At 41.6% G+C, this 21,688-nt stretch carries 23 protein-coding genes; all 23 read right to left on the bottom strand.

From position 1 onward, the window contains the following. Positions 1-2: 2 nt before the first annotated feature. The 23 genes from lepB to rpmB all read right to left on the bottom strand — a co-directional run bounded on the left by lepB (position 3) and on the right by rpmB (position 21,114). Positions 3-542 (bottom strand): signal peptidase I, encoded by a 540-nt coding sequence (lepB, locus tag ACXAF2_RS18495; protein ID WP_475140872.1) that lies wholly within the window; start codon positions 540-542, stop codon positions 3-5. A 186-nt stretch (positions 543-728) separates the two neighbouring features. Continuing rightward, the gene (rplS, locus tag ACXAF2_RS18500) at positions 729-1,073 is read right to left on the bottom strand and encodes a 50S ribosomal protein L19 (protein WP_032088854.1); all 345 of its coding nucleotides are present in this window, start codon (positions 1,071-1,073) and stop codon (positions 729-731) included. A 136-nt stretch (positions 1,074-1,209) separates the two neighbouring features. After that, the gene (gene trmD / locus ACXAF2_RS18505) at positions 1,210-1,944 is read right to left on the bottom strand and encodes a tRNA (guanosine(37)-N1)-methyltransferase TrmD (protein WP_475141289.1); all 735 of its coding nucleotides are present in this window, start codon (positions 1,942-1,944) and stop codon (positions 1,210-1,212) included. Then, a complete protein-coding gene (gene rimM, locus ACXAF2_RS18510) occupies positions 1,944-2,462 on the bottom strand; it encodes a ribosome maturation factor RimM (RefSeq protein ID WP_475140875.1) in 519 nt (172 codons plus the stop codon). Before rimM ends, trmD begins: the two co-directional genes overlap by 1 nt. A gap of 17 nt (positions 2,463-2,479) precedes the next feature. After that, a complete protein-coding gene (locus tag ACXAF2_RS18515) occupies positions 2,480-2,866 on the bottom strand; it encodes a YlqD family protein (RefSeq protein ID WP_148968717.1) in 387 nt (128 codons plus the stop codon). Between the two features lie 239 nt (positions 2,867-3,105). Beyond that, on the bottom strand, positions 3,106-3,339 hold the full coding sequence (locus ACXAF2_RS18520; protein WP_475140876.1) for a KH domain-containing protein: 234 nt from the start codon (positions 3,337-3,339) through the stop codon (positions 3,106-3,108). 12 nt (positions 3,340-3,351) lie between these two features. After that, complete coding sequence (rpsP, locus tag ACXAF2_RS18525; RefSeq protein ID WP_032088859.1) at positions 3,352-3,624, bottom strand: 30S ribosomal protein S16; 273 nt, start codon at positions 3,622-3,624, stop codon at positions 3,352-3,354. 118 nt (positions 3,625-3,742) lie between these two features. Further along, complete coding sequence (gene ffh / locus ACXAF2_RS18530; protein ID WP_475140877.1) at positions 3,743-5,086, bottom strand: signal recognition particle protein; 1,344 nt, start codon at positions 5,084-5,086, stop codon at positions 3,743-3,745. A gap of 12 nt (positions 5,087-5,098) precedes the next feature. Next, on the bottom strand, positions 5,099-5,431 hold the full coding sequence (locus ACXAF2_RS18535) for a putative DNA-binding protein (protein WP_475140879.1): 333 nt from the start codon (positions 5,429-5,431) through the stop codon (positions 5,099-5,101). A 182-nt stretch (positions 5,432-5,613) separates the two neighbouring features. Further along, positions 5,614-6,603 carry a signal recognition particle-docking protein FtsY gene (gene ftsY, locus ACXAF2_RS18540; RefSeq protein ID WP_475140880.1) on the bottom strand — a complete coding sequence of 330 codons (990 nt, stop codon included), beginning with the start codon at positions 6,601-6,603 and terminating at the stop codon, positions 5,614-5,616. 17 nt (positions 6,604-6,620) lie between these two features. Continuing rightward, the gene (gene smc, locus ACXAF2_RS18545) at positions 6,621-10,187 is read right to left on the bottom strand and encodes a chromosome segregation protein SMC (RefSeq protein ID WP_475140881.1); all 3,567 of its coding nucleotides are present in this window, start codon (positions 10,185-10,187) and stop codon (positions 6,621-6,623) included. Between the two features lie 11 nt (positions 10,188-10,198). Then, positions 10,199-10,945, bottom strand: a complete 747-nt coding sequence (gene rnc / locus ACXAF2_RS18550; RefSeq protein ID WP_475140883.1) for a ribonuclease III — start codon at positions 10,943-10,945, stop codon at positions 10,199-10,201. Positions 10,946-11,138: 193 nt separating this feature from the next. Further along, positions 11,139-11,372 (bottom strand): acyl carrier protein, encoded by a 234-nt coding sequence (acpP, locus tag ACXAF2_RS18555; protein ID WP_113968250.1) that lies wholly within the window; start codon positions 11,370-11,372, stop codon positions 11,139-11,141. Between the two features lie 93 nt (positions 11,373-11,465). Then, positions 11,466-12,209, bottom strand: coding sequence for a 3-oxoacyl-[acyl-carrier-protein] reductase (gene fabG / locus ACXAF2_RS18560; RefSeq protein WP_475140885.1), 744 nt, complete (start codon positions 12,207-12,209; stop codon positions 11,466-11,468). Next, a complete protein-coding gene (gene fabD, locus ACXAF2_RS18565) occupies positions 12,210-13,154 on the bottom strand; it encodes an ACP S-malonyltransferase (protein WP_475140886.1) in 945 nt (314 codons plus the stop codon). Between the two features lies 1 nt (position 13,155). Next, positions 13,156-14,145: a phosphate acyltransferase PlsX gene (gene plsX / locus ACXAF2_RS18570; protein ID WP_475140887.1), complete on the bottom strand. Its 990-nt coding sequence runs from the start codon at positions 14,143-14,145 to the stop codon at positions 13,156-13,158. Beyond that, positions 14,146-14,724 carry a transcription factor FapR gene (gene fapR, locus ACXAF2_RS18575; RefSeq protein ID WP_475140888.1) on the bottom strand — a complete coding sequence of 193 codons (579 nt, stop codon included), beginning with the start codon at positions 14,722-14,724 and terminating at the stop codon, positions 14,146-14,148. Positions 14,725-14,816: 92 nt separating this feature from the next. Next, complete coding sequence (recG, locus tag ACXAF2_RS18580) at positions 14,817-16,868, bottom strand: ATP-dependent DNA helicase RecG (RefSeq protein ID WP_475140890.1); 2,052 nt, start codon at positions 16,866-16,868, stop codon at positions 14,817-14,819. Continuing rightward, positions 16,855-17,748, bottom strand: coding sequence for an L-serine ammonia-lyase, iron-sulfur-dependent, subunit alpha (gene sdaAA, locus ACXAF2_RS18585; protein WP_148968706.1), 894 nt, complete (start codon positions 17,746-17,748; stop codon positions 16,855-16,857). The genes recG and sdaAA overlap by 14 nt, the downstream gene beginning before the upstream one ends. A 50-nt stretch (positions 17,749-17,798) precedes the next feature. Next, positions 17,799-18,461 carry an L-serine ammonia-lyase, iron-sulfur-dependent subunit beta gene (gene sdaAB / locus ACXAF2_RS18590; protein WP_475140892.1) on the bottom strand — a complete coding sequence of 221 codons (663 nt, stop codon included), beginning with the start codon at positions 18,459-18,461 and terminating at the stop codon, positions 17,799-17,801. Between the two features lie 98 nt (positions 18,462-18,559). Then, a complete protein-coding gene (locus tag ACXAF2_RS18595; protein WP_475140893.1) occupies positions 18,560-20,224 on the bottom strand; it encodes a DAK2 domain-containing protein in 1,665 nt (554 codons plus the stop codon). Between the two features lie 15 nt (positions 20,225-20,239). After that, a complete protein-coding gene (locus tag ACXAF2_RS18600; RefSeq protein WP_034755738.1) occupies positions 20,240-20,602 on the bottom strand; it encodes an Asp23/Gls24 family envelope stress response protein in 363 nt (120 codons plus the stop codon). Between the two features lie 323 nt (positions 20,603-20,925). After that, the gene (gene rpmB, locus ACXAF2_RS18605) at positions 20,926-21,114 is read right to left on the bottom strand and encodes a 50S ribosomal protein L28 (RefSeq protein WP_034755741.1); all 189 of its coding nucleotides are present in this window, start codon (positions 21,112-21,114) and stop codon (positions 20,926-20,928) included. Positions 21,115-21,688: the final 574 nt, after the last annotated feature.

Genomic DNA, 21,688 nt, shown 5'->3' on the forward strand with positions numbered 1-21,688 from the left:
TATTATTTCACGAAACCTATATCTTTAACAGGCCAATAGATCATTTTTGTATCACCAATGACTTCTTCCATTGGAACTGTACCGATGTGACGACTATCTTTGCTGAAACGGCGATTGTCACCCATCACAAAGATTTCTCCTTCAGGAACCGTGCCTTTTTCAATGATATCATTTAAAGTGAAATCTTCTGTTAACACACCATCATTTAATTGTTCTTTATACTCTTGTAAGTATGGTTCGGTATACGCTTTTCCATTAATATATAATGTATCATTTTTGTATTCTACTTTATCCCCCGGGAGTCCGATGACGCGTTTAATATAGTCTTTTTGTTCAGGTGCATGGAAAACGACGATATCAAATCGCTCCGGCTCCCCTAATTTACTTACAATCATTCGATCTCCATTATGTAAAGTAGGCATCATTGATAATCCATCGACAACAATGGGTGCAAATAAAAAGAATCTGATAATTGCAGCTAAACCTACTGCGATCAACAGTGCCTTCATCCACTCCCACCACTCATTTTTCTCTTTAACCACATCTCCACCACCCAATGTATTTTTCTATCTTTTTCTATTCTACTAGAAATTCTTGTATTTCTCATTAAAAAAAGGTGGCTTCATTAAAATAGACAGGACGTCTACTTCGGACGTTTCATTTATTACACAACAAATCTTGTGAAATAAGGAAAAGGAGCTTGTCTCCAAGCTCCTTTTCTTACGTTCTTATCGAATTTCTTTAATACGTGCCGCTTTACCACGTAGGTTACGCAGGTAATAAAGTTTCGCACGACGGACTTTACCGCGACGAATAACTTCTAATTTAGCGATTTTTGGTGTGTGTACTGGGAAAGTACGTTCAACACCTACACCGTAAGAAATTTTACGAACAGTAAATGTTTCGCTGATACCGCCACCGCGGCGTTTGATTACTACTCCTTCGTATACCTGAATACGTTCACGAGTACCCTCAACGATGTTAACGTGTACACGTACTGTATCACCAGGACGGAAAGATGGTAGATCAGAGCGAAGTTGTTCTTTCGTAATATCTTCGATTAATTTGTGCATCTTTTTCAACTCCTTCCAACAGATGCTCTTACAAAAGCGATTGATTGCAGCGGAACATCGGGATCAATGGCAACAGGGGATAACCCCCCAAGCCACAAAGAATATAATATCACACAGACCGGCAGGATGCAATAGCCTATTCAGACTTTCTCCATTCCTCTATCCAGGCTTTTTGTCGATCTGTGAGCGTATAGCTTTCTAATAGATCCGGTCTTCTTTCAAAGGTTCTTCTGAGACTCTCTTTCTCTCTCCATTCATCTATCAGCCGGTGATTCCCTGAGATCAGCTCCTCCGGTACCTTCATCCCCCTAAAGTCGGACGGACGGGTATAATGGGGATGTTCAAGGAGTCCCGATGAGAACGAATCCTGAATGGGTGAATCCTCATTTCCAAGCACTCCAGGAAGCAGGCGAACTACACTATCGATGACAACCATGGCGCCAAGTTCCCCACCAGTCAATACATAGTCTCCAATTGATATTTCGTCCGTTACGACATGCTCCCTGATCCGCTCATCGTACCCTTCATAATGACCGCATATAAATACGAGATGCTCTTCCTTAGCAAGTTCCTCCGCCTTTTGTTGTGTATAGCGTTCCCCTTGCGGACACATCAGGATGACCCTTGGCTTTGATTGTTGCTCATTCTTTAATGCATCGACAGCATCAAAAATAGGCTGTGGCTTTAATACCATTCCGGCTCCTCCACCGTAAGGATAATCATCAACTTGATTATGTTTATTATCAGCGTATTCCCTGAAGTTAATCACATTGTAGCTTACGGCTTCTTTTTCGTAAGCTTTCTTAAGAATCGATTCACCAAAGATCCCCTCGAACATAGATGGGAATAAAGACAGGACATCAATTCTCATCATGACAACAAACCTTCCATCGGTTCAATCGTAACGAGCTGTTCCTCTATGTCGATCGTCTTCACGATATCCTCTATGTATGGGATAAGGTATTCTTTCCCTCTTGGACCCTTCACAACCCATACGTCGTTCGCTCCCGGGCTTAGAATCTCTTTAATGGTTCCAAGCTCTTCCCCGGCAGTTGTTAAGACCTTACAGCCAACGATTTCGTGGAAATAGTATTCTCCTTCTTCCAGTTCCTGTAATTGGTCTTCCTGTACCTTCAGGATACCTTCTTTAAACTTCTCAACCTCATTGATATTTTCATACCCTTCGAAGGTCAATAAATCAAAGCTCTTATGATTTCGATGAGATTTGATCACGAGACTGATCGGTTCTTGGTTTTTACCTTGAAACAAGTAAAGTGTGTTTCCTTTTTGATATCGTTCCTCAGGAAAATCTGTCGTAGAAACGATCTTTAATTCCCCTTTAACTCCATGAGTATTGACAATCTTACCAACATTAAACCACTTTTCCATCGCTTTCACCTCTTGCATCAACGAATTTCTTTCACAATACCATCTTCAATTATAATTGTCTTAGAAAGTGCTTCTTCTTCCCAATTGTCACCAACTTGTATGTCAATCATACCCTGGACTTCCTTTTCCTTTAGCTCGCTTCCAATAGGAAGGATATTTAACTGCTCGATTTGGAAATCCAAAAGCTTGATCTTTTCAGCCCGCTCATTCAATTCTCTTTCGAAGTGCTGATTTAATTTATGGGACGGATATTTCTTACCACGTTCAATCTTTTTCATTTCAAACTGTAACTGATCGCTTTCCTTAGCTAAATGAAACTTTTGATTTTCATATCGTTTCATTAACAGATCCTTACTCTTCTCAGTTAACACCTGTTTAATCGTAATCGTATGTATCACATTCAAAGGTTCTTCTTCCTCCTTCTATTCACCCCACGCTGTCGTACTAAATCCTTAGGGTGTTCTCTCGGGGGAGTGTTGGATCGTCCAGGTCATTCCTTAGATTATGCAGCATTAGCCTATGAAAAAGGGGACTGACGTCTTAAGGCTATGTAGTAACCTTTGTGGGTCAGTCCCCTGATTCAATAGAGTCGGTGTTCAAGGTCATAGGACCCTTTCGTGTAAAGAGCCAAATGTTGGCTTCCTTACTCCACTATCTCTAAGAAGATTTTCTTCTGTTGTGAAGATCCTGCTGCAGCGTATACCACAGTTCGAATCGATTTAGCTACTCTCCCTTGTTTCCCAATGACCTTACCCATGTCTTCAGGATGAACAGATAACTTATAGGTTTTGCCGTTCGTTCCCTCATCAGTTTCGATGTGGACCGAGTCCGGATGGTCAACTAAGGGTTTCACAATCGTTAGAATAAGATCTTTCATCGATCTAATCGATTACTTGCTGTTTTTAGCATTGTGGAATTTTTCCATAATGCCTTGTTTTGAGAATAGGTTACGAACTGTGTCAGATGGTTTAGCACCATTAGATAACCATTTAAGAGCCAACTCTTCATCGATTTTCACTTCAGCTGGTTTAGCAACTGGGTTGTAAGTTCCAACTGTTTCGATTTGACGTCCATCACGTGGTGAACGAGAATCTGCAACTACGATACGATAGAAAGGAGATTTTTTTGCTCCCATACGTTTTAATCTGATTTTTACTGCCATAATTAAAGCACCTCCGAATAGTTTCACACAAGTTAGTATAATATCAAATGTGTATTTTGTTTGTAAAGTGTTTTTTCTTAACAGTTCAATTTTTCTTGTGAAAAATTGAATGAATTGCTTACATAAATGGGAATTTCATCCCTTTTTTCTTACCTTTTCCTTGCATGCCGCTCATTTGTTTCATCATTTTCTTCATGTCCTCGAATTGTTTGAGAAGTCGGTTTACCTCTTGAATGGATGTTCCGCTCCCCTTTGCAATTCTTTTCCGACGCGAAGCATTGATGGTTTCAGGATGAATTTTCTCATCACCCGTCATCGATTGAATGATTGCCTCAACATGACTGATCTGCTTGTCATCGACTTGAATCTTATCCAAGCCCTTCATTTTGTTAGCTCCAGGCATCATTTTCAGTAACTCATCAAGTGGGCCCATTTGCCTCACTTGACCTAATTGCTCCAGGAAATCATCAAAAGTGAAAGACATGGTACGCATTTTTTGTTCAAGTTCTTTGGCCTTCTCTTCATCCACATTGGCCTGAGCTTTCTCAATTAGGGAAAGAACATCTCCCATACCGAGGATTCGTGATGCCATGCGCTCAGGATGGAATGCTTCTAACGCATCCATCTTTTCACCCATCCCAACAAATTTAATCGGTTTTTCAGTGACGGAACGGATTGATAGTGCGGCCCCGCCTCGAGTATCCCCATCAAGTTTTGTCAGCACAACACCCGATATGCCAAGGTCTTCATTAAAGCTTTGCGCAACATTAACCGCATCTTGACCTGTCATGGCATCCACTACGAGGAATATCTCATCTGGATTTGAGAGTTCTTTAATTTCTTTTAACTCTCCCATCAGGTTTTCATCAATGTGAAGTCGACCTGCTGTATCAATCAGAACATAATCGTGATGTTCTTCTTTTGCCTTTTCGATGGCTTTTTTCGCAATCTCAACAGGACTCACCTGATCTCCCAGTGAAAACACAGGTAGGCTTAATTGCTTCCCGATGGTTTCAAGCTGTTTGATGGCAGCGGGACGATAAATATCAGCAGCCACTAATAGTGGTTTGCGGTTATGTTTCTTTCGAAGCAGGTTCGCAAGCTTTCCAGTGGTCGTCGTTTTCCCTGCACCTTGTAAACCAACCATCATAATGACAGTTGGAGGACGTTTAGCGACGGCAATCTGACTTTGTTCGCCACCCATCAAATTTGTAAGCTCTTCCTGAACAACCTTGATGACCTGTTGTCCCGGGGTAAGACTCTTCATGACTTCTTGTCCGACAGCCCGTTCACTTACTTTCTTGACGAATTGCTTCACCACTTTAAAATTAACGTCTGCTTCCAAAAGAGCAAGACGAACTTCACGCATCATCTCTTTAACATCCGCTTCTGAAATCTTTCCTTTTCCACGGATTTTTTGTATTGTACCTTGCAGTCGGTCGGCTAATCCTTCAAATGCCATTCATGCCGCCTCCTAATCCAATATTTCAAGATCATCAATGAGTTTTAAACAATAAGCAGAATCAATTGATGGTTCTCCTATTTTTTGCCTGAGTTGATCAAGAATCTCGTTGCGTTCTTGAAATTTTTTAAATAATAAAAGCTTTTCTTCGTACTCCTCGATCATGGCCTCTGTTCGTTTAATGTTATCATACACTGCTTGTCGACTAACATTATACTCTTCAGCAATTTCTCCTAAAGAGAAATCATCCAAATAATAAAGGGACATATAGCTTCTCTGCTTTGGAGTTAACAAAGATTGATAAAAATCGTAGAGATAATTCATTCTGGTCGTTTTCTCCAGCACGGATATCCCTCCTTGTTAAGTGAAAAACCTTTACATATGAAGAATACAGTGTTTACGGGTGTTTGTCAAGGATACTTATGGATTTTTAAAGAGAATAATCCATAACTCTCCACATAAAAGAAGAGTAACCTGCAAGAAGACTTTATAAAGTCTTCCAGCAGGCTACCTATCGATTCTCGAATCTATTCTTCTTCTTTATCAACCAGGTTAGAGAATAAGCCGTATACATACTTTTCAGCATCGAACGGCTGGAGATCGTCCATTTTTTCACCCAGACCTACATATTTCACAGGGATTTCAAGCTCGTTTCTGATCGCAAGGACAATACCACCTTTTGCTGTACCATCCAGCTTCGTCAAGACGATTCCTGAAACATTCGTTGCTTCTTTAAAGGTTTTCGCTTGGACCATGGCATTCTGACCTGTGGTTGCGTCCAGAACGAGTAGAACTTCATGAGGAGCACCTGGAATCTCTCTTTCAATCACCCTCTTCACTTTTTCAAGCTCTTTCATCAGATTCACTTTATTTTGTAATCTTCCTGCTGTATCACAAATGAGAATATCCGCTTTTTTTGCTTTTGCTGATTGAACCGCATCGAACATAACCGCTGCCGGGTCGCTTCCTGCCGCTTGTTTAATGACTGGAACTCCTACACGCTCCCCCCATACTTCAAGCTGTTCGATTGCGCCTGCACGGAATGTATCACCTGCAGCAAGTACCACGTTCTTACCTTGTTCCTTGAACATATGAGCCATCTTCCCAATGGTCGTCGTCTTCCCTACACCATTAACTCCCACAAACAGCAAAACCGTCAGCTGATCATCTTGAATGTTCAGACTGCTGTCTTCATGACGATCTCCTTGGTAGATTTCAACAAGCTTCTCTGAAATGACTGATTGCACACCTTCAGTGTCTTGAATATTCTTTCGCTTCACTTCAAGTTTTAGTTCGTCTATCAGTTCCATGACCGTGTCAAAGCCAACATCCGCTCCGATCAGGATTTCTTCCAGCTCTTCAAAGAAGTCTTCATCCACTTTGCGGTATCTCGCAACCAGGTCATTGACCTTTGTTGTAAAGTTATTTCTCGTTTTACTTAATCCATCTTTAAATTTCTCTGATACATTATCACTCGACTGTGTAAATTTATCTTTAAGCTTCTTAAAAAAACTCAACCTTCACACCCCACTCATTAAGTTTCTACTAATTCCTTTGTTTCTTGCAGTCTGACTGATACTAATTTGGACACCCCGGATTCCTGCATCGTTACACCGTACAGAACGTGGGCTTCCTCCATTGTTCCTTTACGATGAGTAATGACGATGAATTGTGTTTCGTCACTGAATTTCTTTAAATATTGACTGAACCTCTGTACATTTGCTTCATCAAGAGCTGCCTCTACCTCATCCAGAATACAGAATGGGACCGGTCTGATCTTGAGGATTGAAAAAAGCAGGGCAATGGCCGTTAAAGCTCGTTCTCCCCCGGACATCAGTCCAAGGTTCTGCAGCTTTTTCCCTGGGGGTTGGGCTACTATATCAACCCCCGTATGAAGGAGATCAGATGGATCTGTCAGCTTCAACTGCGCTCTTCCCCCTCCAAATAATGCCTTAAATACCCCTTCAAATTCCACTTGAATAGCCGTAAAGGTTTGATCAAAGCGTTTGATCATTTCTGTGTCCATTTCATTAATGACGAGGTAAAGTGTGTCCTTCGCTTCCGTCAGATCATTCTTCTGCTCCACTAAAAATTCGTATCTTTCCTTCACTCGTTCATACTCATCAATGGCACCGAGATTTACGGTTCCCAGTTCTTCCAATGCCAATTTCACAAGTTTCACTTTCTTTCTCGCTTCTTCGACCTCAATTGTTAGGGGGTAGTCTGACTTAGCCGCTTCAAACGAAAGCATATACTCATCGCGTAAATGATCAAGTCGATTTTCCAGTTCAACATCCAGGCGATTGATTTTCACTTCCTCGTCCCTTAAAGCTCCTACCAACCCTTTATGCTGACGCTTTAATTCTTTCAACTCGAGCTCCTCGTCTTCAACCGTATGTTGAAGATTTAAACGCTCTTCCCGTCGTATAGTAATCAGATTTGAAGTTTCTGATTTTTGAATGGAACACTCTTCAGCCTTCTTCCCAAGCTGCTCTTCTCCTGAAAAATTATCCTTCATTTCAGTCTGCAGCCACTCCAAATCATCTTGTAAAGTTGCTTTCCGCTTGTTTGTCTCGACGATCGTTTCCTGCACACGGATTAATTGATTACGACCGTTAACCAATTGCTGGTTTCGTGCGGCGAGATTTGCTTTTATATCACTGATTTCATTCAATAAAGCATCCTTGGACGTTCGTTCACTATTTTTTTGGAGAGTAAGCTCGCTAATCTTTTGATCGAGCCTTTTAATATCTTCTCCTATTTCATCCAGAGACGCTCTTAATTCCTTCGTTCTGGAATCATGCTTCTCTTTAACCGATGTAAAGTCTTTTTTCTCCAAGTCATATAGTGAAAGCCTTTCATCCAAATTCTGCTGGGATAATTCATTTTCACGCAGTTGGGAAAGAAGTTCTTGCTCCTTGAGTCGCAAACGCTCTCCTTTCACTCTCATTTCTTCCAGCTTCTTCTCTCTAAAGCTGCTTTCTTCTTTCAGTGATTTCACTTGAGATTGAAGCTGTTCAGTCTGGCTTTCCATCGTTGAAAGCTTTTCTTTCATATCTTCAAGCTCACCTTTTCTGGAGAGAAGCGAATTTTTCTTCTGCTTCACGGTACCACCGGACATGGACCCACCGGGATTCACCACGTCTCCGTCCAGAGTTACTAGACGGTAGCGATATTGTATAAGCTTTGCGATTTCATTTGCACCCTTTAAATCCTTCGTGATAATCACATTGCCAACCAGGTTAGAAATCACCATTTGAAAGCGCTCATCATAATTAAGAAGATCAGTTCCAACTCCTATAAAAGCAGAATGACCCTTCAGCATATTTTTTTGACTATCGGGTATCGATTTCCCTTTGATCACGTTCATCGGCAAGAAAGTAGCACGGCCGTATTGATTCTTCTTTAAGAAAGCAATGGCTTTTCGGCCATCTTCTTCAGTATCGACCACGATATGCTGCATGGAGGCTGCCAAAGCTGTCTCCATTGCCGTTTCATATGTTTTAGGTACGGTTATCAGTTCCGCAACCGCTCCTTGAACCCCGGTTAACTGACCGTCACGTTCCTTAAGGACTTCTTTGACACCCTGGAAGAAACCTGTATAGTCATCTTCCATTTCCTCAAGCATTTCTTTCCGGGATTTCGCCTGTTGCAGGAATTGGAAAGCTTGATATAGGGTTTTTTCCTGCTTTTCATATTTAGCCTTCACAGACTCAAGCTTTTGCTGTTCCTCACGATAGAAGAATATGTGTTCATCGATTACCTCTTTTTGTTGCTGCAGCTCTTTCGAAAGTTCTTTGTGACTCTGATGCAATTCATCACGCTGAATCACATACTTTTCATTTTCTGCTTCTAATCGGCCACTTCGATTGGATTGCTGCTCCAGCTGCTGCTCAAGGTACTGAATTTCATTTTTGGCTGACGCCTGCTGATTCAGTTTTTCAATGTAATCACTTTTGAAAGATTCTATTACATCTTCAATATTTTCATTGTAATGCTTGAATTGATTCTGTTTCGTAATGAGCAGCTCTTTAAGTTCCTTAACGTCTGCATCGATAGACTTGAATTCCATTTCTGCTTTTTCTTTTTCAGAAGTCATTTGTTGAATTTGTTCCTCTGCTTCATCTATCGATTGCTTTAATTGAGTTTCGTTAGTAGACGAATTTTTCTTCCGTTCCACTAATACTTGTTTTCTACCTTCAAGTTTTTCCAATTCTTCACTTGTAGCCAGGAGAACTTCCTGAAGATTTGAAATTGACTCATCCAGAGCCGCAATTTTATCACGGGTTTGGCTCAGAACGGCTTCTTTCTTCTGTATACGTGTAGAAAGTGCCAGTTCTTCTTTCCCATGTTGTTCAAATTCTTCACTAAGCTTTTCCCACTGCTTATGTAAATCCTCAATATCATAGACCGTCAATGCAACCTCGAACTTCTCCAGCTCTTCTTTTTTTTCCAAATAATCACGTGCCATCGAAGCTTGAATTTTAAGGGGTTCTACCTGCCCTTCCAATTCATGAAGAATGTCATTCACACGATTAAGATTTTCCTGTGTTTCGAATAACTTATTCTCCGCCTTTTTCTTTCGGGTTTTATACTTTAATACTCCGGCTGCCTCTTCAAAAATGGTTCTTCGTTCTTCAGGCTTACTATTTAGGATTTCCTCCACTTTCCCTTGACTGATAATAGAGAAAGCTTCTTTCCCCAAACCTGAATCCATAAATAATTCAATGATGTCTTTCAATCGACAAGGTTGTTTATTAAGTAAATACTCACTATCTCCAGAGCGATACACTCGTCTTGTTACGCTGATTTCACTGTAATCGATGGGAAGGGCACCGTCTTCATTATCCAAGACAAGGGTTACCTCTGCTATATTAAGGGCTTTTCTTGAATCACTCCCTGCAAATATAACATCTTCCATTTTTGATCCGCGAAGACTTTTCGCTGATTGCTCACCCAGTACCCAGCGAATCGCATCTATAATATTGCTCTTCCCACTGCCGTTTGGTCCCACAACGGCTGTAACGCCCGGGACAAACTCCACGGATATTCTTTCTGCAAAAGATTTAAACCCCATTACTTCTAGTTGTTTGAGGAACATCTTCTTTCCCCCTATTTAGCGTCTAGCTTTTGTTTTAGCTTTTCAAGAGCCTTCTGTGCGGCTTGTTGTTCAGCTTCCTTTTTAGATCGGCCTTTTCCTATGCCTAATTCTTTGTCATTTAAACTGACACGGGATATAAACTGCCTGTTATGGGCAGGCCCGCTCTCTTCAAGGATGCTGTATTCAATCATCCCTGCACTTCCTCTTTGGACCAGCTCTTGTAACTGACTCTTATAATCCATCACATGAGAAAAAGCACCGACGTTAATTTTTGGATAGACAACTTTTTCAAGGATTGAAATCACTGTTTCTAGCCCTTGATCCAAATATACCGCTCCGATAAACGCCTCGAAGACATCCGCGAGTAATGCTGGTCTTTCCCGACCGCCTGTCATTTCTTCACCTTTACCAAGTAAGATGAGTTCACCGAAATTCATTTCAATCGAGAACTTAACCAGGGAAGGCTCACATACTATGGCTGCCCTTAGTTTTGTAAGTTCACCCTCGCTCATCATTGGATACTTCTTGAATAAGAATTGAGAAACCGTTAATTCCAAAACGGCATCTCCAAGAAATTCTAAGCGTTCGTTGTCTTCATAAGGCTTACGACGATGCTCATTCACATAGGATGAATGAGTAAAAGCTTGTTTAAGTAGTTTTTCATCATTAAATTGAATTCCGATTTCATCTTGAAACGTTCTAAACTTACTATCATTTTTATGTCTGGATATTCCTTTGTTTCTACTTTGCTTCCGCATAAGGCACTCCACCTTGCTCTATATGTTCTCTTTTTTCTACTTATCAAGTTTATGCTAAAAAAAGCAATTACGCAAAAGTTTCTTGCACATGTTAGAACACAAATAAACTTGGTAGAAGTGAGACCTCTACCAAGTTTTAAATGGTTTTGAATGAAAGATCAGCATGAGCTTATCTTTTAATTCAATCTAACGATTAAGCTTTTGCTTTTATGTAGTTCACAGCATCACCTACTGTGCCGATTTTTTCAGCATCATCGTCAGAGATTTCCATGTCAAATTCATCTTCAAGTTCCATAACCAGCTCAACTACATCAAGGGAGTCAGCTCCTAGATCTTCTTTGAAAGAAGCTTCAAGAGTTACTTGAGATTCATCTACACCTAGACGATCAACGATAATTTTTGTTACACGATCTAATACTTCTGCCATTTTTGTCACCTCCCCTCAAGTATTATAGAGCATTTTGACCTCTAATGAAAAGAGTATCCACGAAAACAATTTATAAATTATTATTTTTTGCCGTTACATGACCATCCCGCCATCGATATGAAGAGTTTGCCCTGTCATATAAGAAGCAGACTCAGATGCAACGAACGTTACCACCTTCGCAATATCCTGAGGATCACCAAAGCGGCTTAAAGGGATTTGCTTTAACATTTCATTACGTACATCTTCCGGTAGCTGATCCGTCATATCCGTGGAAATGAAACCAGGAGCGATCGCATTCACCGTGATGCCACGGGGTGCCAACTCTTTCGCTGTTGTTTTGGTTAATCCGATTACACCCGATTTAGCAGCCACATAGTTTGCCTGACCAGGGTTTCCACTCACACCGACAATTGAAGAAATATTGATGATTCGTCCGCTTCTTTGCTTCATCATTTGGCGTGTAACTGCCTTGGTGCAAAGGAAAACGCCTTTCAGATTGATGTTGATGACATCATCCCATTCTGCTTCTTTCATTCTCATTAATAAATTATCCCTCGTGATTCCAGCATTATTAACAAGAATATCCACTGAACCGAATTGGCCAATCGTTTCCTTCACCATTGCTTGAACAGCATCACTATCTGATACATTACATTGTACGGCAATGGCTTCCCGACCTAAACCTTTAATCTCATCGATGACTTCATTAGCCTTCGCTTCACTACCAGAATAGTTGACAGCTACATTACAGCCTTCACGTGCAAGCTCAAGAGCAATCTCCCTTCCGATTCCACGGGATGCTCCCGTTACAAGGGCAACTTTTCCTTCTAAATTCATTTAGACTTCCTCCTTTAACGCTTGGATGGTCTGTTCCAACGATGCTTCGTCTTGAACAGCATACGTTTTCACCCGTCTATTCACTTTCTTCACTAAGCCTGAAAGTACTTTCCCAGGTCCAACTTCAATGAACGTATCCACGTCTAATTCAAGCAGTTTCTCGACAGTATCTTCCCATTGAACAGGTGAGTATAATTGTTCGATTAATAAACGCTTGATTTCCTCACGATTGACCACAGGTTCTGCCGTCACATTCGCAATGACCGGTACATCTGCATCTTCAATCGTAATAGAATCCAAAATTGAAACAAACTGATCTGCAGCAGGTTTCATTAATTGAGAGTGGAATGGACCACTCACTTGAAGTGGAATGACCCTTTTCGCTCCAGCTTCTTTCGCTTTCTCTGAAGCAAGTTCCACTCCTTTCACCGTACCTGAAATCACAATTTGACCAGGACAATTTAAGTTTGCGAGCCCTACCGGATGTCCGTCTTCCGTTACAAGATCGGTAATCTCCTTTAATGGCTCTCTTGCCATACCCAGAACAGCAGCCATCGTGCCTTCTCCACTTGGAACCGCTTCTTCCATGAATTCCCCTCTTTTACGAACAGCATACACCGCATCTTCAAAGCGGATGGCACCAGCAGCTACCAGGGCGGAATATTCACCTAAGCTATGTCCGGCCGTATAATCTGCTGTTATACCTTCTGTTCTTAAACGATCAAGAATCGCTATGCTCGTTGTTAATAAAGCTGGCTGAGCATTTGTCGTTTGAGTAAGCTCTTCCTGCGGTCCATCAAATATAACACTTGTTAATTTCGATTCCAATCTTTCATCCGCTTTAGTGAAATACGCTTGTACTTCAGGGTATTTGTCAGCTAATTCTTTTCCCATCCCAACAGTTTGAGAACCTTGTCCGGGAAAAATGAATGCAATTTTACTCATGTTATTCTTCACTTCCTTTTATAGCATCTTTAATCGTATTGGAGACATTGTGTTTCACCATTTCCCTGGCTTGCCTCATGGCATTATATAGGGCAACCTCATTTGACGAGCCATGGGCTTTAATCACCGGTGCCTTCAGACCAAATAAGCCTGCGCCTCCATACTCTGTATAATCAAGCATATTTTTCATTTGCTTTAAATCATTTTTCACTAATCCTGCAGCCAATTTATTCTTTGTTGAAGCTGTGAACGTCTTTTTAAGCATAGAGAAAACAGAAAGAGCCGTTCCTTCAATCGTCTTCAACACCATATTCCCGGTGAACCCATCGGTTACGACGACATCCGCAGGACCTTCAAGTAAGTCCCTGGACTCTACATTTCCAATAAAATGAATAGGAGCGTCCTTTAATAACTGGAATGTCTTCTTTGTTAGTTCATTCCCTTTTTTATCTTCCGTCCCTATGTTTAATAAACCTACGCGAGGATTGTTGATCCCCCTTCCTTTCTCGGCATATATGCTCCCCATGATGGCATATTGAAGCAGATGTTCAGGCTTGGCATCGACATTTGCACCTAAATCGAGCATAAGAAACCCCTTACCATCCAATGTTGGGAGTGTAGGTGCCAGGGCAGGACGTTCAATTCCATCAATTCTGCCTACAATGAACAATCCAGCGGTCATAAGGGCACCTGTATTCCCTGCTGAAATACACGCATCCGCTTCTCCATTTTTAACCGCTTGTGCCATCAGAACCATCGATGCATTCTTCTTGCGTTTGACGGCTCTTACAGGTTCGTCTGTTGCTTCGATCACTTCATCCGTATGAACGATTGTCAATCGTTCATCTGGTGTGATGTACTGTTTTATTTGATTTTCATCTCCATATACTATCACTTCTATATCACTGAATTCACTTAATGCCCGTTTCACACCAAGAACTATTTCTTTAGGAGCATGATCTCCGCCCATTGCATCTACGGCTAACTTCATCTACGCTTCATCCTTTGCAGATTTTTTAGAGCGATACATCTCAAATTCACCTGTGAAAACGAGTTCGCCACCGACTACACTTTGAACTTCTACAGTTGTACGATCCTTTTGATCTTTATGTAATACTTTCGCTTTCGCGACAACACGCTCACCTTCCTTTACAGGCCGGGTAAATCGGATCGTCGACTTGGCTGTTAACGCTAGATCATCATTAATAACGGCAACAGCAAGAGAGTTCGCTTGAGCAAATAAGTGATGCCCTCTCGCTATCCCATTCCGTACAAAAACATGCTCTTGTTTGACATCAAAAATGGAAATCGCACTCTGATCTAACTCTATATCAATAATTTCTCCAATAATCTCTTCAATAGGTAATGATTTCACTTCATCTTCAAAAGATTTCTCTGCGACATATTTAATCCGTTCACGAAGTTCCGGGATCGATAATTCCATACGATCCAACCTGATTGTCTGCACACTCACTCGAAAACGTTCTGCTAATTCTTCATCTGTTATGAAAGGATTTTCCTTTATCGTGTCTGTTAGGTTCCCCTGTCTTTCCTTCTTTGAAAGTCTCAATATCAACACCGTCCAGTATTAGTACTAGGTACTAATAGTAGTATATAATCAAAAAAAGCAGATTGCAAGAAATAATCTCACAATCTGCCTGTCTAGTCTAGCTTTTCACCCGCTAATATCCCCGAACCGGACAAATACTCCCTGAGCGGTTCATATTCAGGACCCTTCCAAAAATGATCGGATTTTATTAAGCCTGCAGCATCATCCCTGGCAACCTCCAACGCACGATAATCATGCACCATATCCGCAACTTTAAACTCAGGAAGACCACTCTGCTTTCTTCCAAAGAAATCCCCCGGACCCCTAAGTTCAAGGTCTTTTTCACTCAGAACAAATCCATCATTGGTTTCCGTCATGATCTTCATTCGTTCTTTGCCTACCTCGGTTTTCGGTTCCGCAAGAAGTATGCAATAAGATTGATGTTCGCCGCGTCCAACCCTTCCCCTTAACTGGTGAAGCTGAGATAAACCAAAGCGCTCAGCATCATATATAAGCATGAAAGTAGCGTTAGGAACATTCACACCCACTTCGACCACTGTGGTGGATACAAGCACTTGAAGGTTATTTGCACTAAATTCCCTCATCACTTCATCCTTTTCATCCGGGTGAAGCCTCCCATGCATCAATCCGACGTTGTAACGCCCTTCAAAGTAGCGAAGCAATTGATTGTATACGTCTATCGCGTTTTGAACATCCAGTTTGTCCGACTCTTCAATCAGCGGACATATCACATAGGCCTGCCTGCCCTGATCTAACTCCTTGTCCATAAACGAAAGCACCCTTGATAGCATATCCGCTTTAGCCCAATAAGTTTCAATCGCCTTTCTTCCTGCAGGCATTTGGTCGATTATACTTACATCCATTTCACCAAACACCGTAATGGCCAGAGTCCGTGGAATCGGAGTCGCTGTCATAAACAATACATCAGGACTTTCCCCTTTTTCCCTGAGTACACGCCTTTGATTTACCCCAAAGCGATGCTGTTCATCCGTAACAACGAGTCCCAGATGCTTAAATTGGACATCCTCCTGAATAAGTGCATGGGTTCCAATAAGAATATCGATTTCACCGTCTTCTAATTTTTCTAATAAAAGCCGTCTTCTTTTTCCTTTTACCGAACTTGTTAACAGGGCAACTGAAAGACCCACTGGTTCCAACAATTCACTCAGAGAGTTTGCGTGCTGTTCTGCCAGAATTTCTGTAGGAACCATTAAAGCCCCTTGATATCCTGCAGTCACACTGGAGTATAATGCAATTGCCGATACGACGGTCTTCCCGGAACCAACGTCACCCTGTAAAAGGCGGTTCATTCGATAGGGGGACTTCATATCCGCTGAAATTTCATTTACTACGCGCTTTTGTGCATCAGTTAAAGGAAACGGCAAAGAGTCAATAAACGCTTTGACCTTATCTAAATCATAATGCTGCTGCACGCCAGACGAATGTTCTCTTTCAAATTTTCTAAGAGCCTGCATTTTCAGTTGAAACAACAAGAACTCTTCATACACAAATCGTCTTCTTGCCTGCTTCATTTCTTCAGTCGAATCTGGAAAATGAAGATGATAAAGAGCATCCTTGCGACTTGCCAGCTTATACTTCTCCATTAGATGATGAGGCAGGTTCTCCGTCAACAAATAATTGTAGTCCTGAAAAGCCTTTTTAATGAATTTTCTAAGTGTGTTGTTTTTAATAGAGCCTTTTAATGAATAAACAGGTTCAAAGTCCCCCTGTTTCCCATGGGGTCCCGACTGAAAATACTGAACCGTTATGATTTGTCTATTCTTATCCCATTTCCCTGTCACCGTCACCGTATCGTGTAGGTTTATTTTCTTCTTTAAATACGGCTGATTAAAAAATACGGCCTGAACTAAATTTCTTCCAACCAATATTCGCAGAGTTAAACGGGATTTTTTTCTCCCATAATACATTAATGCAGGTTCTGAATGGACCTTCCCTTCCACAGTGACACGCTCATCATGAGCGACTTCCTCCAAGTCTCGAAGCCTGTAATCCTCGTACCTGTATGGCAGGTATTCTAACAAATCCAGAACAGAATAAATCCCCATTGCATTCAGCTGTACAGCTGTTTCTTCACCAATCCCCTTGATGTCCTGGATTGTTAGTCCTTCATTATGAGTCTTCACGTTTATTCAGGGAAACCCCAAAGATTTTCGCTTCAAGCTCTCTGCCTGTAGGGGTGGCAGCCAACCCTCCTTGTGCCGTTTCACGGAGAGCCACCGGCATTGTTTGACCGATTTTGTACATGGCGTCAATCACTTCATCACACGGAATACGACTCGTTATGCCTGCAAGTGCCATATCTGCTGCAACCATCGCATTGGCAGCCCCCATTGCATTCCGCTTCACACAGGGTACCTCAACGAGTCCCGCAACTGGATCACACACAAGACCTAACATATTCTTCAAGGTAATCGCCATGGCCTCAGCGGATTGGCTTGGTGTTCCCCCGGCCATTTCAACTATAGCTGCTGCAGCCATTCCACTGGCAGATCCAACTTCAGCCTGACATCCACCCGCTGCACCCGAGATGGAAGCGTTATTCGCTACAACAAACCCAAACGCTCCTGATGCAAACAAGAAGCGGATCATTTCATCTTTTGTAGGATTCAGTTTATTTTTAACAGCGAACAATGTTCCAGGAACAACACCTGCAGACCCTGCAGTTGGAGTCGCACAAATCGTCCCCATTGCAGCATTCACTTCATTGGTTGCTACCGCTTTACTTACTGCATCCAGGATGGTGTCCCCACAAAGTGAGTTGCCTTTTTCAATATACTTTTGTAAAAGCACAGCATCCCCGCCTGTTAAACCTGAATGTGATTTCACGCCTTCCAGCCCTCTGGCTACAGCCTGTTCCATCACTTCAAGGTTTCTCTCCATTTGACTGTATACTTCATCAAAGGATTTGCCTGTAAATTCTATTTCCTGTTCAATCATAATATCAGAAATTTTCTTATTTTGACTTTCAGCAAGTTCTACTAACTCTGCTACATTTCTAAACATTTAAAATGACCTCCTCGCCTGAATGTAAACGCTATCATTATAGTAGTTGTTTAATCGGAAATCCGTGTAACTTGAGTAATATTGGGCAGTGATGTTAATTCATTGATGACAGCTTCATCAATCGGCTGATCCACTTCTATTGTCATCAATGCCATCTGCCCCTTTTCTTTACGCGAAACATCCATATGCCCGATGTTCAATTGATGTTTGGCAATGACATTGGATACAGATGCAATCGCCCCAAATCGGTCGTCATGAACGACCAGAATAGCAGGGTGGTGTCCTGACAGTTTGAGTTCAAATCCGTTAAGTTCGATAATTTCAACTTTCCCTCCACCGATGGAGATACCCACTAATTCGATTTCTCCCTTGTCATCTCCCATGCGGATTCGTGCCGTATTCGGATGATCCGTGATGGCATCTTCCTCTTGAAACTTGATCTTGATTCCTTTTTGCTTTGCTACATTGATTGATTCGATAATTCGTTCATCATATGTATCATAATCGAGGATTCCACCTACAATGGCTACGTCTGTTCCATGACCCTTGTACGTTTTTGCAAATGATCCATAAAAGGATATCGTCGCCCATTTCGGTTCCCTGCGAAACAGATTTCTCGCCACTCTTCCTATTCTGGCAGCACCAGCCGTATGTGAGCTTGATGGACCAATCATAACAGGACCGATAATATCAAATACACTTTTGTATTTCATGACTTTTCCCCCTCACTTAACATCCAAACTATACATCCATTCTAACATAATTGAAGGGGACAAACTCCATTTAGAGCTGCCCCCCCTTCCTTTATTCCTTATTCAACTGAGAATATATAGGAGTAAAGTGGTTGTTTACCATTATGAACTTCCACTTCTACATCTTCATAATGCTCTTCTACATACTCTTTTAATGAATGCACGTCCTCTTCTGTTACATCTTCACCATATAGGATGGTTAAAATTTCGGAATCTTCATCCAGCATTTTCCCTAATAAGCTTTGCGCTGACTTTTGACGGTCATGATCAGAAATAACAATCTTGCCTTCTGCGATTCCCATAAAGTCATCTTTCGCAATCGCAACACCATCAATATTCGTATCTCTTACAGCAAACGTGATTTGACCCGTTTTGACCTGCTTTGAAGCTTCAGTCATTAACTGCTTGTTATCTTCAACAGAGGCTGATGGATTAAAGGCAAGTAATGCAGCCATTCCTTGAGGTACAGTCTTCGTTGGAACAACAGCTACTTCCATTTCAAGGACTTCTGCCGCTTGATCTGCTGCCATAATAATGTTTTTATTATTCGGCATGATAATGACTTTCTTCGCATTCACTTCTTCAACAGCTTTCACGATATCCTCCGTACTTGGATTCATCGTTTGACCACCTTCGATCACAGCCGTAGCGCCGATGCTTTTGAATAAGTCGGAAATCCCTTCACCCATTGCAACCGTAACAATGGCAAAGTCAACTTCTTTTGGTGCAGCCGTAGCTTTCGCTTTTACTGGCTTTGTTTCACCAACGATGCTGCTGTGCTGCTGTCTCATGTTTTCAATCTTGATATTGATGAGACTTCCGTATTTATGACCATACGTCAATACATCACCCGGTTGTTCAGAATGGATATGTACTTTTGCTAATTCATCGTCACTTATGACAAGCAGGGAATCACCGAATCCGCTTAAATCCTGACGGAAATCTTCTTCATCAAATGATTGTTTGTCCTGTTCAAATCTAACCATGAATTCAGTGCAATAGCCAAATTCAATATCCTCCGTACTCATGAAATCTTGAGCTGTTTTATGATGCTCAGCACTCACGAGATCATTCATGGACGGTAACGAAGCTTGACTTGAAACCTTTTCTCCCTTTAGCTCGGCTAAAAATCCTTCATAGACGAATAGTAGCCCTTGACCACCACTATCAACCACTCCCACTTCCTTTAGAACAGGAAGTAAATCAGGTGTACGATTTAATGAAGCCTGAGCCTCATCGACGATTGCCTGCATTAGCTTTACGAAATCATTTTCTGTTTCAGCTACAGAAACACCTTTTCTGGCAGCATCTTTCGCAACCGTTAGAATCGTTCCTTCAACAGGTTTCATAACCGCTTTATATGCTGTTTCTACTCCTGTTTGAAGTGCATTGGCAAATTCTGCACTTGATAAGGATTCTTTCCCTTCAATCGCTTTACCAAAGCCTCTGAACAATTGGGATAAGATAACACCTGAGTTACCTCTTGCTCCCATCAATAACCCTTTTGAAAGAGCAGCAGCCACATTTCCAATATGACCTTGAATATGGTTTTGAACTTCCTTCGCACCAGAAGTCATGGATAAGTTCATATTTGTTCCAGTATCACCATCAGGAACAGGAAAAACGTTCAGCGCGTCAACCAGCTGCGCATGGGCAGATAATTGGGTGGCACCTTGTATCACCATTTCAGCAAAACGTTTTCCTTCCAAAGATGTAATCGACACGAATCTTCCTCCTCACTACGGGTTCGTGACACGAACCCCCTGCACAAAAATATTTACTGAATCTACCGCCAAGCCGACGGTCTTATCAAGAGTATATTTAACCTTGGATTGTACATTATGAGCAATCTCAGAAATTTTTGTACCATAACTCACAATAATATACATATCAATATGTACTTCCTCTTCATCTTGACGAACAATCACTCCGCGAGTGAAATTTTCTTTACGTAAGATATCTGTGAAACCGTCTTTAATTTGGTTCTTTGAAGCCATTCCAACAATTCCGTAGCAATCCACCGCTGCACCTCCAGCAATCATTGCAATGACATCATTCGTAATATCAATTTGTCCGTACTGCGTTTTTAATTCGATGGACATGGAATGTTTTCCCCCTTTAATTACATGCTTGGCTAAAAACATTTTACTATAAGTATACTGTTTTTGAAAGCTAAACTATTATCTCTACGTGATTTGTTGGGTCTTACCTTCTATTTTTTCCTTAAAATGCAAAGATTAATCATTTATACTTTAGGTGAAGTGAGTGATGATAACCATGTTTACCAGAAGGGATTGGTCATATTCCAGATACTTAATCAGGATATTTCCTGATTTGCAGTATGACTGGTAGATCACCTTGCCCCGCTCCCGAAAGAAGATAGAAAAAAGACGCCTAGCAACTAGGCGTCTTCTCGTTTTAAGTATTATACGCGTTCAACTTTACCAGATTTCAACGCTCTTGCAGAAACCCATACTTTCTTAGGCTTTCCGTCTACAAGAATTCGAACTTTTTGCAGGTTTGCACCCCAAGTACGCTTGTTCGCATTCATTGCGTGAGAGCGAGCGTTACCTGAGCTAGCTTTACGGCCTGTTACTACGCATTGTTTTGCCATAATATATTCCCTCCTCACTAACAAGAAGCTGAAGTTAATTTCAGTTCCACATTTCGCTTATTATCATAAAGATACTTTAATAATTTATCACACAACTTTCTATAATGCAATACTACAATTAAAACCTTTCAAGAAAAAATACTTTACACCAAGAAAAGCGTAGGCGGCTTGGTCAGGCCCGACAAGCATAAGATGAATTGACCGGAAAGGCGCTCTTTGCCTTTTTGGTCAATTTAGCTTATGACCTCGAGGGACTAGCCGCCGGAGCTGGACATCGCAGAAAAGCGGAGGCGGCTTGCCCAGAGGCGACAAGCATAAGACGAGTAACCCCGAAAGGCGCTTTTTGCTTTTTTGGGTTACTTGGCTTATGACCTCGAGCCTCTAGCCGCCGGAGCTGGACATATCGAAAAGCGGAGGCGGCTTGGTCAGAGGCGACAAGCATAAGATGAATTGACCGGAAAGGCGCCCTTTGCCTTTTTGGGTTACTCGGCTTATGACCTCGAGCCTCTAGCCGCCGGAGCTGGACATATCGAAAAGCGGAGGCGGCTTGGTCAGGCCCGACAAGCATAAAATG

This window comes from Rossellomorea sp. ABR4_004 (genome assembly GCF_056159585.1).

Bases quoted from the DNA above. Each gene is read 5' to 3' on its own strand.
- rplS (WP_032088854.1), bottom strand. From the start codon at position 1,073: ATGCACAAATTAATCGAAGATATTACGAAAGAACAACTTCGCTCTGAT.
- trmD (WP_475141289.1), bottom strand. From the start codon at position 1,944: ATGAGAATTGATGTCCTGTCTTTATTCCCATCTATGTTCGAGGGGATC.
- rimM (WP_475140875.1), bottom strand. From the start codon at position 2,462: ATGGAAAAGTGGTTTAATGTTGGTAAGATTGTCAATACTCATGGAGTT.
- ACXAF2_RS18520 (WP_475140876.1), bottom strand. From the start codon at position 3,339: ATGAAAGATCTTATTCTAACGATTGTGAAACCCTTAGTTGACCATCCG.
- rpsP (WP_032088859.1), bottom strand. From the start codon at position 3,624: ATGGCAGTAAAAATCAGATTAAAACGTATGGGAGCAAAAAAATCTCCT.
- ffh (WP_475140877.1), bottom strand. From the start codon at position 5,086: ATGGCATTTGAAGGATTAGCCGACCGACTGCAAGGTACAATACAAAAA.
- smc (WP_475140881.1), bottom strand. From the start codon at position 10,187: ATGTTCCTCAAACAACTAGAAGTAATGGGGTTTAAATCTTTTGCAGAA.
- rnc (WP_475140883.1), bottom strand. From the start codon at position 10,945: ATGCGGAAGCAAAGTAGAAACAAAGGAATATCCAGACATAAAAATGAT.
- acpP (WP_113968250.1), bottom strand. From the start codon at position 11,372: ATGGCAGAAGTATTAGATCGTGTAACAAAAATTATCGTTGATCGTCTA.
- fabG (WP_475140885.1), bottom strand. From the start codon at position 12,209: ATGAATTTAGAAGGAAAAGTTGCCCTTGTAACGGGAGCATCCCGTGGA.
- fabD (WP_475140886.1), bottom strand. From the start codon at position 13,154: ATGAGTAAAATTGCATTCATTTTTCCCGGACAAGGTTCTCAAACTGTT.
- plsX (WP_475140887.1), bottom strand. From the start codon at position 14,145: ATGAAGTTAGCCGTAGATGCAATGGGCGGAGATCATGCTCCTAAAGAA.
- sdaAA (WP_148968706.1), bottom strand. From the start codon at position 17,748: ATGTTTAGAAATGTAGCAGAGTTAGTAGAACTTGCTGAAAGTCAAAAT.
- sdaAB (WP_475140892.1), bottom strand. From the start codon at position 18,461: ATGAAATACAAAAGTGTATTTGATATTATCGGTCCTGTTATGATTGGT.
- ACXAF2_RS18600 (WP_034755738.1), bottom strand. From the start codon at position 20,602: ATGTCCATCGAATTAAAAACGCAGTACGGACAAATTGATATTACGAAT.
- rpmB (WP_034755741.1), bottom strand. From the start codon at position 21,114: ATGGCAAAACAATGCGTAGTAACAGGCCGTAAAGCTAGCTCAGGTAAC.